Source organism: Streptomyces sp. NBC_00887 (assembly GCF_045207585.1).
The window spans coordinates 9,232,725-9,246,470 of the sequence record NZ_CP108788.1; the positions used below are offsets into that span (position 1 = coordinate 9,232,725).

A 13,746-nucleotide genomic window follows, 5' to 3' on the forward strand; every position below is an offset into this window, starting at 1 on the left:
ACCAGGAGCGGTGCCCGGCAGCGTCGTTCCCGTGAGCCTTTCAGCCCTGGCCTAGGCGAGCGCCCAGGAGACGTCTCTGAGCAGGGCGTGCCGCCAGCCCGCCCGGTCGTGCTCCGACGGCGACCGGGAAATCCGCACAGTCGCACCGGCCTGTTCGGCCAGGGTCTCGACGAGCCCGCAGTGGGGCAGCATCCGCGTCTCGTGTTCCCCCACGTCGAACGCGACCCGCAGACCGGACAGGTCGGAGTGCTCCCGCAGGCGCGCCGCGATGGCACCGCCCTCCGGGCCACCGAACGGGTCCGGCCGGTCCGGTGCATCGGGCGTCCACCAGAACGACCCGGACTGGCAGGCGACACGGGACACCAGGTCCGGGAACTCCAGTGCCGCGTACATCGCGCTCAGTCCGCCGAGGCTCTGCCCGGCGACCACCAGCCGGTCCGGGTCGGCGGGCACGCCGGACTCCGCCACCAGCGGCAGAAGTTCGTCCCGGACCGCCTCCCACAGTCCGGGGCCGCACCCGAACTCGGCTTTCCTGTCCTTGGCCGGCAGGAAGACGAGAGTGACGGGAGGCATCTCACCACTGGCGACGGCCGCGTCGAACGCGGTCATGGCCGGGTGCAGATACAGCCAGTCGTCCCCATCGAGGAGCAGTACCACCGGCCCGCCGCCGCTCACCGGGTGGACCCGCACCGTGCGCCGTCCGCCCAGCCGTTCGCTTGCCCAGCGGATCCGGGTGCGGGGGACGGGCAGGACGTCGTCGGCGCCGATCAGCGGCCAGTGAGGCTGGGCCGGAGCGTCCGGGGTCGCGGCGATGGAGCGGTCGCCGCCGGCACCGACCGGGTTGAACGGGTCGGCGTACGCCGCGTCGTCGGCCAGGAACTGGTAGGTCACCCGCAGCCGCGCGGGCATGCGGACCTCGGCGTACCAGCAGTCCGTGTCGCCCCATCGGCTCAGGGGTGTCGAGTCCGACCAGCTCTCGAAGCCGATGCTCGCCCCGGTCCCGCGCCGGAGGAACAGGGTCACCCAGCCGCCGTCGTCGGCGGGGACCGACGCGGGTGTCCGCGCCGCCGCCCAGAACTCGTCGCTGCCGGGCCTGCCGGGCAGTCCGTACGCGGCGAAGGCGTCCTCGGCGGGGACCCGTTCGATCACCGGTCGCATGAACGTCTCCTTGTGAGAGGGATATTGAAAGGCTAAGCTCGACTCGATTAGGTGAGCCTAACCTAATGGTGGCCTCCCCTTCCATCCTGATCCACCTCCTGAACGGGCTGGTGATCGCGTTGCGGGAGCACCACACGCGGACCTGATTCACACTCTCGGCGAGGCTGTCACCGGCCCGTCGGCCCGAGGAGGCAATGACACATGAGTACCAACCCCTTTGACGACCCCGAAGGCCGCTTCCTGGTCCTGGTGAACGACGAGGGTCAGCACTCGCTCTGGCCGTCCTTCGCCGAGGTGCCCGGGGGGTGGGTGATCCTCTTCGAGGAGAACACCCGTGACGCGTGCCTGGAGTTCATCGAGGACCGCTGGACGGATCTGCGACCCACGTCCCTCGCGGAGTCCATGGACGCCTGACCGCCTCGTGGCGAGGAGCTGCCGGGCTGTCCGTCCGCGCTGAAGGGACAGCAGGGCGGCACGGGATTGGACTCACAACTTAGGTAAGGCTAACCTAATCTCGCTTGTTGTGTCGGAGTTGCACGGCGACGAGCCGTTCTTCGAAACGGAACCGAGGAAGGGAAAGCCTTGATCACGGCCACGCCGCGTCCCGCCCCGCTGTCGCCTGCGCTCCTCGCGCCGACGCCCTCCGTGCGTTGCGCCCGTGAGGGGGACGCTGCCGCACTCGCCGGACTGTCCCGGCCCTTCATGCGCTCGGGGGCGCTGCGGGAGCGGCCCGCCTCGCTCTACGCCACCCACGCGGCCGACTTCCTCGTCATGGAGGCCGCAGGCCGCGTCGACGGCTGCGTGGGTCTGCGCGTGCACCCGGCGGAGCCGGGGGAGTGCCGCGGATCCGCGGGCGTTCTGTACAACTTCTGCGTGGCCGCGCACAGTCAGGGACACGGAGTGGGGGCCGCGCTCCTGCGTGCGGTCGTGGCCATGGCGCGCGCCCAGTCGCTCGGTGCCCTGTTCACGGCGACGACCGGCGATGGCGCCCTGTTCCTCCGCTACGGCTTCGCGCCCTCGACCGCGCGCCTGGCACCCCGGCCCTGGGCGGATTCCCTGGACCCCCGGCGCAACGCAAGGATCCTCGCCAGGGTCCTGTGACCGTCGGCCCGGCGGTACCCGCCCCCCGGACTTCACCGCGCGATCGCGCCGGTGAAGTCCGGCTGCGTATGCCGGGATTCGGTTCAGGTGGTGCTGATCCCGCCCCGGTTCGGGGCCGGGAACAGGGTGCCGCGGGCGCCCGTCCCGCGCTCCCGCGTCACAGGAGCGGTACGTCACCCGCTGCGGTCATCCAGCCTGTCCGTCGTGGTCCGGGCTGTCGTCAGGGACCACCGTGGTGCCGGGGCCGGTCTCGCCGAGTACGCCACGCAGGACCGCGTGCGGCACGCGGCCGTCGAGTACATGAGCGGTGCGCACGCCGCCGCGCACGGCTTGCAGGCAGCCTTCCATCTTCGGCAGCATCCCGCTCGCCAGTCCCGGCAGCATCTTGTCCAGTGCGTCGGCCGTCAGACGCTCGATCACCTCGGTGCTGTACGGCCAGTTCGCGTACAGCCCCTCCACATCGGTGAGGACCACCAGGCGTTCGGCTTCGAGGGCCACTGCCAGGGCCGACGCCGCGAGATCGGCGTTGACGTTGTAGACCTGTCCGTCCTCGCCGCGGGCCACGGGGGAGACCACCGGGATGTGCCCCTGGTCGAGGAGTGTGCGCACCATGCCCGGGTTCACGTCCACGATGTCGCCGACGAGACCGATGTCCACCGGCCGGCCGTCCACCCAGGCGGGTCGGCGCACGGCCGTCATCGTGTGCGCGTCCTCGCCCGTCATCCCCACCGCGAACGGCCCGTGGTCGTTGATGTGGCCCACCAGTTCCCGCTGGACCCGGCCGGTCAGCACCATGCGGACCACCTCCATCGTCTCCGGCGTGGTCACCCGCAGGCCCGCCTCGAAGCGGGTCTCCAGGCCCAGGCGGTCGAGCATCGCGCTGATCTGCGGCCCGCCCCCGTGCACGACGACCGGGCGCAGACCCGCGCGCCACAACTCCACCACGTCCTGGGCGAACGTCCGCTGCAGGCTCTCGTCGACCATGGCGTTGCCGCCGAATTTGATGACGACCGCGGAGCCCCGCCGTTCCGGCCGGAGAAGCAGCCCACCGGACCGGTCCGCCTTCGCGAGCTCCGTGACGACCGGTCTCATCGCTGCCCCTGCTTTCTTGAATTCACGAGTGGTCACGCGTTCTTCGGCTCCCGGTGCGGGACAAGATCACGCAGCGGACGGTCCGTCGCGCAGACCACGCCGCTGTCCGCCGCCCAGCCCAGGGCCAGGGAATGGCGCTCGGCGGAGAGGTCGGCCACCGCGTCGGCGACGACGAACGGCTGGATGTCGTTCATGAGGGCGTCCGCGGCCGTCAGCAGGACGCCACGGTGTGCGTGCAGCCGGCAGACGATGAGCTGGTCGCGGGCCGGTGAACGCAGCAGCCTGCCCAAATGGCTGCGGAGGGAGGCGTTGGGGCGCACGCGGGCCAGCAGGTGCTCGCCTGCGCGAGGTGCGAGAGGCTCGATGATCGCGGCGGGTCCGGATCGTCCCCGATACCCGATCCCCACAGTTCGCCGACGAGCCCGCGCTGCCCCGGTGGTTGTCCGGCCGGTTCGGCCGAGAAGACGACCCGGTATGCCCAGCGTCCCCGCGAGTTCCCGGAGCGCCACGATGTCGTCGACGAGCTCCACCACGGGGGAGAACACTGCCGAGAACATACCGACGAAGTGGTTCTGCATGGTGTGGACCAGCAGTGCGGCACGTTCGGGATCGATTCTCCGTGCGGCACGTGAGCGGGGAAGGGCGGCGGCCGGCATCGGGTAGGAGCCGGCGCTGGGCAGGCCCATGGGCGATTTCCCCCTCCCTGATGACGCGTGCACGACCGTGTGCGAACTCCACGGTTCCTTAGATTAGCCTAACCTAACTTACTAGTGGGTTGATCCAGGCCGCCCGGCCCTCGACTCACCTCAGGACCGCGGGAGTTCGGCCCGAACCGTGTCGGCGGCCGCTGCCATGCAATCCAGTGACGCAAGCCGCCGCACTCGCCGTCCTCGCCGCCGCGCCCCGGGCTTCCGGTCCCGACCTCTGGTGCCCGATCCGGACACCAGTCGCCGCGAGGTGGTCCGGTACGAGGGCCGTCCGGCCGAGCTGTTCGCGAACGCCCGCGCGGACGTGCCGACGTTCTTCGCGTGGGACAGGGCCCGCCGCCGCGGCACGGTGCTGTTCATCCACGGGCCAGGGTCTGCCCCTGCTGGACCCGCGCGGGGATCTGTCGCGTACACGCGCAGAGGCGCGCGCGGCACTCGCGGCCGGGGGCTCCTCCGTCGACCCCGGCGGAATGGGAGCAAGGCCGCTACGGACTCACCTGCTGGATGGACGACCTGGCCGACGCCCCGTCGGCCGGCCGGTACGAACAGCTTGCGCTCGCCGACTTCACCCTGCGCGAGGCGGCCCATCTGCTGACTGCCCACCACAACGCGTGGGCCGGCACCGGGAAGTGGTCGCCGCGCAGAATGCTCGGCGCTGATCCCGTACGGGGCAAATGCCCTGCCGGACGGCCACAAGGCCGTTGCCGAACTCGGCGGCCCCGCCCCGTTGGCGGCTGCGGTCGAGCAGGTTCTCGACCTGGTCGGCGGACCGTTGAGGGAGGGCTACTCGCACCGCCGGCCGATGTGGTCCACCCCGGCCTCGCCGTTCGTTCTCCGGCGTCAGGCCCCGGTCAGGCAGAAGGGATGCCCGGCCGGGTCGGTGAAGACACGCCACCTGTCTCCGCCCGGCTGGTGCTCCGGTTTGGACGCACCCAGCTCCAGCAGCAGGGTCTCCGCCTCGTCGAGGTCCTCGACCGTGAAGTCGAGGTGGCTCTGCTGCGGCACGGTTTGCCCGGGTCACCGCGGAGCCCGGTAGCCATCGACGCGCTGGAAGCCGATGACGAGGCCGTCCGTGCGGGTGACGCCGGCGAAGTCGGCGTGGGAACCGGGGTGAAGCTCAATTCCGTGGCCTCCCGATAGAACGCGGCCATCGCCTCGGGATCGGCGCAGTCGAGTGTGATCGCCGTCAGCTTCATCTGCGGGGGCATGGAAACTCCGTGACGTCCGGGACGAGGAGGACTCGAACTCGTCGGCTGCCAGACGGTATTGACCAGTTCCAGGCTGCGCGCGCCGATTAGTCTCTCGCGCCTCGTTCCTTGTATCGAACCCATCGTTCGGAGAGATCGCGCGTCCTCTGTCGGACGCGATCGATTCCCGTCGGACTGTTGTTACGCGGCGAAGGGAGGCCACTGGAAGACGAAGGCGGCGCACCTCTTCGGCCGGTAGGCCGAGCTCCAGCGTCCGGCGATCGTGTGGACGGCCGCTGAGATACGCGTCGAGCAACTCCGACGGGGCGGGGCCCACGTCCAGTGATCAGCGTCAACTCGCGCATGTCTGGAGCCCGTTGACACTCCAGGGGGAACTTTCTAAGGTTGCGGCCGAGGGTGGAGAGCGCTCTCTTTCCGTATCGCGACGATTCCGGTCCAGCTCGCCGGGGCCGGCCGGACACCGCGCACGCGGTCGTAGTCCTCCGGCTGACGAGCCACTCCCGTGCACGCCCTCGGACCCACGGGAACCGGTCTGCGCAATTCCCCGCACGAGGAAGACGCACCGGCGGACAACCGGATCCCCGAAGCGGGACAGCAGAACAGGCGCGTCAACGGATGGAGATGCCTCGCGTGAACCCGAAGCTCGAAGCGCGTCGCTCACTGGTGCGGGCGCGTGTTGCCACGTCCTTGCTGTTCCTGCTGTTCGGTACAGCCCTCGGCTGCTGGACCAGTCGTATCCCCGCGATCAAGAGCGACCTCGGGCTGGGTGACGGACTGCTCGGCCTTGCCCTGCTGGCCTTCGCCGTGGGTGCCATCGTCGGGATGATGGGCCTGGGGAGACTCGTCGACCGCTGGGGGAGTACGCGTGTCATGGTGCCGACGGCCCTCCTCGAAGGGCTGCTGCTCATCCCTCCGGCATTCATGCCGACGCTGGTCACCCTCATGGCGGCGCTCTTTCTCTTCGGCCTCGTCCACGGCACCCTGAACATCGCGATGAACGCGAACGGGATCGAGGTCCAGCGGGCATGGGGCCGCCCGATCGTGTCGTCGTTCCACGCCGTCTACAGCATCGGCGGCTTCCTGGGCGCCGCGATCGGCGGGCTCTTCGCCCATCAGGACCTGAGCCCCGAGGCCACCTTCGCCGCCGTGGGTGCCGGTGTGGTGCTGCTCGCGGTGTGGGCCGCGGGGTGGGCCCTGCCGCAGGATGTCCCGCCGACATCGCCCGTGCCTGCGACAGGGGCCGGTGGTGGGGGTGTCTCGCGCTCGTACTACCTCCTGTTCCTCGGAGCGCTGGCCATGTGCACGCTGGTGGGGGAGGGCACCGCTGCGGACTGGAGCGCCGTCTACCTGCACGAGAGCCTCGGCAGCGCGCCGGCCTTCGCCACGGCGGCGTTCGCCGCGTTCTCGGTCACCATGACGGTCGGGCGACTGCTCGGTGACCGGCTGGCCGAGCGGTTCGGGCCCGTGCGGCTCGTACGCGGCTGCGGGGTTCTGGCCTCGGTGGGCATGACCGCTGCCCTGCTGATCGGCCACCCGGTGGCCGGCGTCATCGGGTTCGCATGCCTGGGTGCCGGGATGTCCTGCATCGCTCCACAGGTCTACTCGGCCGCGGGGCAGCGTGATCCCGAACGCGCCGGAGCGGCGCTGTCCCTCGTCGTCAGCCTCGGGTACGTCGGCTTCCTCATCGGCCCACTGGTGATCGGCGGAGTCAGCACCATCACGGGACTCCCGGTGGCCCTCGGCATTCCCGCGCTCCTGATCCTGTTCGTGGTGCTCGGTGCCTCCGTCCTGCGTCCCCCGGGGGTGGCTGCTCCGGCACCCGTTGAGGAGAAGCCGCACCACGATGCCGACCGTTCCGGACTTGCCTCCGGCGGCGGAGGCTGAGCGCGCCGTACGTTTGCTCCCAGTGCGAGGAGCCCTCGACGCCCGTAGCCGCCGGGGCCGATGCATCAGGCCTCGCGGACCTGGTGTCCGTGCAGGACCGAGCGGGCCGCGCGCCCGGGTTTTGCATGGGCATGCGAGATGATGCATAATCTTCCTATGTCTAAGGTCCTCACCTCCCTTCCCGCCGGCGAGCGTGTCGGCATCGCCTTCTCGGGCGGTCTCGATACCTCGGTCGCGGTCGCGTGGATGCGCGACAAGGGCGCCATCCCGTGCACCTACACCGCCGACATCGGCCAGTACGACGAGCCCGACATCGGCTCCGTGCCCGGCCGTGCGCAGGCTTACGGTGCCGAGATCGCGCGCCTGGTCGACTGCCGTGCGGCGCTGGTCGAGGAGGGCCTGGCCGCACTCACGTGCGGCGCGTTCCACATCCGCTCGGGCGGGCGCGCCTACTTCAACACGACGCCTCTCGGCCGTGCCGTCACGGGCACCCTGCTGGTCCGCGCGATGCTCGAGGACGACGTCCAGATCTGGGGCGACGGCTCGACCTTCAAGGGCAACGACATCGAGCGGTTCTACCGCTACGGCCTGCTGGCCAATCCGCACCTGCGGATCTACAAGCCCTGGCTCGACGCGGACTTCGTCACCGAGCTCGGCGGCCGCAAGGAGATGTCGGAGTGGCTCCTCGCCCACGACCTCCCCTACCGCGACAGCACCGAGAAGGCCTACTCCACCGACGCCAACATCTGGGGCGCAACCCACGAGGCGAAGACCCTGGAGCAACTCAACACCGGCGTGGAGACCGTCGACCCCATCATGGGTGTGCGGTTCTGGGACCCCTCCGTCGAGATCGCCACCGAGGACGTGACGATCGGCTTCGACCAGGGCCGCCCGGTGACGATCAACGGTGAGAAGTTCGCCTCCCCCGTCGACCTGGTGATGAAGGCGAACGCCATCGGCGGCCGGCACGGCATGGGCATGTCGGACCAGATCGAGAACCGGATCATCGAGGCCAAGAGCCGCGGCATCTACGAGGCGCCGGGCATGGCCCTGCTGCACGCCGCGTACGAGCGCCTGGTCAACGCCATCCACAACGAGGACACCCTCGCCCAGTACCACAACGAGGGACGGCGCCTCGGACGGCTGATGTACGAGGGCCGCTGGCTGGACCCGCAGGCGCTGATGGTGCGCGAGTCGATCCAGCGCTGGGTCGGCACGGCCGTCACCGGCGAGGTGACACTGCGGCTGCGGCGCGGCGAGGACTACTCGCTCCTGGACACCACGGGCCCGGCGTTCAGCTACCACCCGGACAAGCTGTCCATGGAGCGCACCGAGGACTCGGCGTTCGGCCCGGTCGACCGGATCGGCCAGCTCACGATGCGCAACCTCGACATCGCCGACTCGCGCGCCAAGCTGGAGCAGTACGCCGGACTCGGCCTGATCGGCACCGCCAACCCGGCCATCGGTGCCGCCCAGGCGGCCGCGACCGGCCTGATCGGCACCCTGCCGGAGGGCGGCGCCGAGGCCATCGCCTCCCGCGGCGAGGTCTCCGACGACGACGAGATGCTGGACCGCGCCGCGATGGAGTTCGGCACGGACTGACCGGCTCCGCCGAGCGGAAGACTTGGCACCCCCGCGGGGGTCGCACCACCGGACAGGCCGGCTCGGCGCCCACAGCGCCGAGCCGGCCTGCGCCGTTCGGCCCCGCGTCCCGGCGCAGCCCTGTGTGGTGCAGGGTCGGCCGGGTGCCGCACAGGCCGAGCCCGTTCGCCACACCCACCGCACCGGAGAGAGCATCCGCATGAAGATCGTCCACGCGACGGTGGTCGTCACCAGCCCCGGCCGGAACTTCGTCACGCTGAAACTGACGACCGACGAGGGCCTCACCGGCCTGGGTGACGCCACGCTCAACGGCAGGGAGCTGGCCGTCGTCAGCTACCTCACCGACCACATCGCGCCCCTGCTCATCGGTGCGGACCCGCACCGGATCGAGGACACGTGGCAGTTCCTGTACCGGGGTGCCTACTGGCGGCGCGGACCGGTGACGATGGCCGCACTCGCCGCCGTCGACGTCGCCCTGTGGGACATCAAGGCCAAGGCCGCCGGTCTGCCGCTGTACCAGCTCCTCGGAGGTGCGAGCCGAGAGCGCGTCCGTACCTACGGGCACGCCAACGGCGGCGACATACCCGAACTCCTGGACTCGGTCAGGGCCCGTCTCGACGAGGGGTACCAGGCGGTCCGCATCCAGTCGGGCATCCCCGGGCTGAAGGCGGTGTACGGGGTGCACAGCACGGACGACGACGGCTCGCCGGTCCTCCACCAGAGGGCCCGGCCGCTGGTGGAGGACTGGGACACCGACGCCTACCTCCGCCACGTGCCCGCGGTCTTCGACGCCGTACGCGCCGAGTTCGGCGGCGAACTGCCTCTGCTCCACGACGTGCACCACCGGCTCACACCGATGCAGGCAGCGCGGCTCGGCAAGGACCTGGAGCCGTACCGGCCCTTCTGGCTGGAGGACTGCACTCCCGCGGAGAACCAGGAGGCCCTTCGCCTGGTGCGCCGGCACACCACCACACCGCTTGCCGTGGGCGAGGTCTTCAACACCGTTCACGACTACCAGACCCTGATCACCGAGCAGTTGATCGACTACGTGCGGTCCGCCGTCACCCACTTCGGCGGCGTCACACCGCTGCGGAAGCTCTTCGACTTCGCCGCGCTCTACCAGATCAAGACCGCCGTGCACGGCCCCCAGGACATCTCCCCGGTCGGCATGGCGGCAGCCGTACACCTCGACCTCGCCGTCCACAACTTCGGCATCCAGGAGTACTCGGGCCACCCACCGCTCACCGAGGAAGTCTTCCCGCACGCCTACACGTTCACCGACGGACACCTGCACCCGGGAGAGGCGCCCGGCATCGGCGTCGAACTCGACGAGAAGGCGGCGGCCGCCCATCCGTACGAGGCGGCCTACCTGCCGGTCAACCGTCTCCAGGACGGCACCGTCCACGACTGGTGAAGATCGGTCACGGGCAGGAAAGCCAGGAAGGCCGCCTCAGGGGTCGCGGCCGGCCGGCCCGAGTCACCGGTCCGCCGCGAGGCTGTCGAGGTGGTCGAGAATGGTCTGGACTGTCTCTTCCGGCGTCTGCCGGGAATTGTCGATCCACAGGCCCAGGCGTGGGGTGTCCTCGCGCAGCGACGCGTCGAGGGCCTCGATGGTCCAGACGCCGTAACCGGTCTTGGCCCGGCTCTTCTCCCGTGCCGCCACGACGTCCGGCTCGGGGGACAGGACGACGATGTGGAGCGGTTCGGTCCTGATCAGGGCGGCGTAGTCCGCCAGGTCCTTGCCGAGGATGACGTCCTGGACCACCGCGGTCCAGCCCTGCGCCGCGTACGCGTCGGCGGTGGCGGCCGACAACCGGTAGCGCAGCCACAACTGCGCGAGGGCTTCGGGGGTCTCTTCCGGCATCAGCTCCTCACGGCCGGACACCATCATCCTGCGGAAGAAGTCGCCGCGGACATGAGCGGCCTTCGGCAGCCGCTCGGCCAGCAGTTGGGCGACCGTGGACTTCCCCGCCGCCATGACACCCGTGATCAGTACGACAAGTGCTCGGGTTCCCTCCGCTCCCGGTGTCCGGGACTTGCCCGCTCCGGTCATTTCCGCCCCTGCTTCCTGCGTCGCAGCGTTCGGATCCTCACGGAGGGATTCTCCCTGGAGGGACGGGAGGAGCGGCGGCTCTCGTGTCGAGCAGCATCCTCTCGCGCTCGGCCCGGGGCCGGAAGCGAGCACCGCGGCTCCGCGATATCGGGTTGCACGGACCGCGTCGACCCACTTGGGTCGTGGCCGTGACCTTCCTTGATGACCTGATACGCCCGGACCGCTATCCACGCTCGTCCCGCTACGACCCGACCTGGCTCCTCGGCCTGGACATGGGGCCGAACCCGTTGTGGCTGCTGGAGGACCTGGCTCGGGACCTCGACCTGCGTCCGGGCATGCGGGTTCTCGACCTCGGTTCCGGCAAGGGTGCGACGTCGGTGTTCCTGGCGCGCGAGTACGGCGTCCAGGTCGTGGCGGCGGACTGGTGGATCGGCGCGGAAGAGGCGGCGTCCGTCTTCGCCGAGGCCGGTGTAGGCGACCGGGTGGAGGCCGTGCACGCGGAGGCGCACGTCCTGCCGTTCGAGCAGGGGAGCTTCGACGCCGTCGTCAGCATCGACGCGTTCGAGTACTTCGGCACGGCGGACAGCTACCTGCCGTACCTGCTCCAGTTTCTGCGGCCGGGTGGGCAGTTGGGCATGGCGACACCCGCGATGAATCGTGAGGTCCGGGACCTGGGAGCGATTCCCCCGCACATCAAGGAAGTCGTCGGATGGGAGGCGATCGCCTGGCACACGGCCGAGTGGTGGCGCTTCCAATGGGAGATCACCGAACTGGTGACGGTCACGTCGGCACGGCTGCAGCCGGACGCCTGGCAGGACTGGCTGCTGTGGACCCGGGCGGGCGCCGAGTTCCGGCCGGAAGGCCGGGCATCCAGTCAGCCCGTCATCGACATGCTCACCAAGGACGCCGGCGAGTTCCTCAGCTTCGCACTGGTCACCGCCCGCAGGACGAGCGCCGAGTGAGCGTGCCCGGCCGGCAAGGATCTCCTGCTCGACGCCGCCTCGCGACCGGCGGAACACGAGCAGCCGGTGTCAGTGCCGACTGCGATGCTGCCCGTATGGATGAGCTGGAGTTCATGCGCGGCAGGGTCTACGGGGCGGACCACGAGGATGCCGGACCGCTTCAGGGCCGCGCCTACGTGGAACTGGTCGGCGGACCGCTGGACGGGCTTCTCCTGGATGTCACCGACTGGCCCGACCCCGCCCGTCACGAAACGGTCGCCCTGCCCACGGAGATCGGCCGCTACGGTCCGGGCGGCCGCGCCCTCTACGCCCCGCGAGCGGTGGATCCGCGCCGGTTCCACTGGCACGGGGACAGTCCCTGAGGGCAGTCCCGTGATCCCTTCCGGGCCGGACACGCCTGTGGGAGAACGACCGGGTCGGTCGCTCTCCCACAGTGCCCTCCGCCGGACGGCGGACCGGAGCGGACCTGGCGGTCCGCCGCGATCAGACCGCCGGGGCCGGGTAGGTCGGGTACTCCACCCCGGACACGTGCTGAACCACGCGGATGACCTGGCAGGAGTAGCCGAACTCGTTGTCGTACCAGAGGTAGAGGATCGCGTTGTCGCCGTCGACCTTCGTGGCACCGGCGTCGACGATCGAGGCGTGCCGCGAGCCGATGAAGTCGCTCGAGACCGCGTCGGGTGCGGTGGTGAAGTCGATCTGGCGCTTGAGCGGGGACGTCAACGACACGTTGCGCAGGTAGTCGAGGACCTCCTCACGCGACGTCTCGCGCCCGAGCCTCAGGCTGAGGATCGCGATCGAGACGTCCGGCACCGGAACGCGGATGGAGCTGCCGGTGATCGGCGCGTCGAGGTCGGGCAGCGCCTTGGCGACCGCGGACGCGGCGCCGGTCTCGGTGATGACCATGTTGAGCGGAGCCGAGCGGCCGCGGCGGTCCGACGGGTGGTAGTTGTCCAGCAGGTTCTGGTCGTTGGTGAACGAGTGGACGGTCTCCACGTGGCCGCGCAGCACGCCGTACTCGTCCGCCATCGCCTTCAGCGGCGGGACGATCGCGTTGGTGGTGCAGGACGCACACGACAGGACCTGCTCATCGGGCTTGATCGTGTCGTGGTTGACGCCGTGCACGATGTTGGGGACGTCGCCCTTGCCCGGCGCGGTCAGGACGACCTTGTCGATGCCGGGGCGCAGGTGCTTCGACAGGCCCTCGCGGTCGCGCCACTTGCCGGTGTTGTCGATGAGGATGGCGTTGTTGATGCCGTACGCCGTGTAGTCGATCTCCGACGGGTCGCCGGCGTAGATCACCTTGATCTCGTTGCCGTTGGCGACGATGGTGCTGTTCGCCTCGTCGACCGTGATCGTGCCCTGGAACTGGCCGTGGATGGAGTCGCGGCGCAGCAGCGAGGCGCGCTTGACGATGTCCTGCTCGCCGCCCTGGCGGACGACGATGGCGCGCAGCCGCAGGCCGTTGCCGGAGCCGGCCTTCTCGATGAGCAGGCGGGCGACGAGGCGGCCGATGCGGCCGAACCCGTAGAGGACGACGTCGCGCGGCTCGCGGCGCTCGATCTTGTTGGCACCGGTGGCGCCGGAGACGGCCTCGGCGGTGAACTCCTCCACCGAGAGGCCGCGGTCGTCGGCCTTGTACGTCGCGGCGAGCATGCCGATGTCGACCTGGGAAGGGCCGAGGTCCAGGGTGGTGAGAGCCCGCAGGAAAGGCAGCGTCTCGGTGACCGAGAGCTCCTCACCGGCGATCTGGCGCGCGAAGCGGTGGGTCTTGAGGAGGCTGACCACCGACTTGTTCACCAAGGAGCGGCTGTGGAGGAGAACGGTGACGTCCCCCTCCCGGTGCAGCTTCCCGATGATGGGGATCATCGATTCCGCGATCTCCTCGCGGATCTTCCAGTTGGTGAACGAGTCGTCATTGACAGTCACAGGTTTATCTTTCGAGCTAGGAGGCGCTCATATGCTAACCCGACGTCCTT

General features: G+C 69.9%; 12 protein-coding genes and 1 pseudogene. 7 read left to right on the forward strand and 6 right to left on the reverse strand.

From position 1 onward, the window contains the following. Positions 1 to 51: 51 nt before the first annotated feature. Positions 52 to 1,158, reverse strand: coding sequence for an alpha/beta hydrolase-fold protein (locus tag OG844_RS42040; RefSeq protein ID WP_406388035.1), 1,107 nt, complete (start codon positions 1,156 to 1,158; stop codon positions 52 to 54). A gap of 201 nt (positions 1,159 to 1,359) precedes the next feature. On the opposite strand from OG844_RS42040, the gene OG844_RS42045 reads away from it, so the two are divergent. Both OG844_RS42045 and OG844_RS42050 read left to right on the forward strand, forming a co-directional pair. Then, complete coding sequence (locus OG844_RS42045) at positions 1,360 to 1,572, forward strand: MbtH family protein (RefSeq protein WP_406388033.1); 213 nt, start codon at positions 1,360 to 1,362, stop codon at positions 1,570 to 1,572. Between the two features lie 168 nt (positions 1,573 to 1,740). Further along, entirely contained in the window at positions 1,741 to 2,259 is a 519-nt protein-coding gene (locus OG844_RS42050) for a GNAT family N-acetyltransferase (RefSeq protein ID WP_406388032.1), read from the forward strand. A gap of 186 nt (positions 2,260 to 2,445) precedes the next feature. Here OG844_RS42050 and argB read toward each other — a convergent pair whose 3' ends face one another. The 3 genes and pseudogenes from argB to OG844_RS42065 form a co-directional block, all read right to left on the reverse strand. After that, positions 2,446 to 3,387, reverse strand: a complete 942-nt coding sequence (gene argB, locus OG844_RS42055; protein WP_406388031.1) for an acetylglutamate kinase — start codon at positions 3,385 to 3,387, stop codon at positions 2,446 to 2,448. Further along, positions 3,384 to 4,037 (reverse strand): isochorismatase family protein, encoded by a 654-nt coding sequence (locus OG844_RS42060; RefSeq protein ID WP_406388030.1) that lies wholly within the window; start codon positions 4,035 to 4,037, stop codon positions 3,384 to 3,386. Before OG844_RS42060 ends, argB begins: the two co-directional genes overlap by 4 nt. 861 nt (positions 4,038 to 4,898) lie before the next feature. After that, positions 4,899 to 5,266, reverse strand: a pseudogene (locus OG844_RS42065) (VOC family protein). Between the two features lie 630 nt (positions 5,267 to 5,896). Here OG844_RS42065 and OG844_RS42070 point away from each other — a divergent pair. From OG844_RS42070 to manD, 3 genes are all read left to right on the forward strand, one after another. After that, positions 5,897 to 7,150, forward strand: coding sequence for an MFS transporter (locus OG844_RS42070; RefSeq protein WP_406388029.1), 1,254 nt, complete (start codon positions 5,897 to 5,899; stop codon positions 7,148 to 7,150). 156 nt (positions 7,151 to 7,306) lie between these two features. Next, positions 7,307 to 8,752: an argininosuccinate synthase gene (gene argG, locus OG844_RS42075; protein WP_406388027.1), complete on the forward strand. Its 1,446-nt coding sequence runs from the start codon at positions 7,307 to 7,309 to the stop codon at positions 8,750 to 8,752. Between the two features lie 199 nt (positions 8,753 to 8,951). After that, positions 8,952 to 10,166, forward strand: a complete 1,215-nt coding sequence (gene manD / locus OG844_RS42080) for a D-mannonate dehydratase ManD (RefSeq protein WP_406388026.1) — start codon at positions 8,952 to 8,954, stop codon at positions 10,164 to 10,166. Positions 10,167 to 10,229: 63 nt separating this feature from the next. On the opposite strand, the gene OG844_RS42085 is transcribed toward manD, so the two are convergent. Next, the gene (locus tag OG844_RS42085) at positions 10,230 to 10,805 is read right to left on the reverse strand and encodes an AAA family ATPase (RefSeq protein ID WP_406388025.1); all 576 of its coding nucleotides are present in this window, start codon (positions 10,803 to 10,805) and stop codon (positions 10,230 to 10,232) included. Between the two features lie 188 nt (positions 10,806 to 10,993). On the opposite strand from OG844_RS42085, the gene OG844_RS42090 reads away from it, so the two are divergent. Continuing rightward, positions 10,994 to 11,767, forward strand: coding sequence for an SAM-dependent methyltransferase (locus tag OG844_RS42090; RefSeq protein ID WP_406388024.1), 774 nt, complete (start codon positions 10,994 to 10,996; stop codon positions 11,765 to 11,767). 95 nt (positions 11,768 to 11,862) lie between these two features. Continuing rightward, positions 11,863 to 12,129 (forward strand): hypothetical protein, encoded by a 267-nt coding sequence (locus OG844_RS42095; protein ID WP_406388023.1) that lies wholly within the window; start codon positions 11,863 to 11,865, stop codon positions 12,127 to 12,129. A gap of 121 nt (positions 12,130 to 12,250) precedes the next feature. On the opposite strand, the gene OG844_RS42100 is transcribed toward OG844_RS42095, so the two are convergent. Beyond that, positions 12,251 to 13,696, reverse strand: coding sequence for a glyceraldehyde-3-phosphate dehydrogenase (locus OG844_RS42100; protein ID WP_406388022.1), 1,446 nt, complete (start codon positions 13,694 to 13,696; stop codon positions 12,251 to 12,253). Positions 13,697 to 13,746 lie beyond the last annotated feature (50 nt).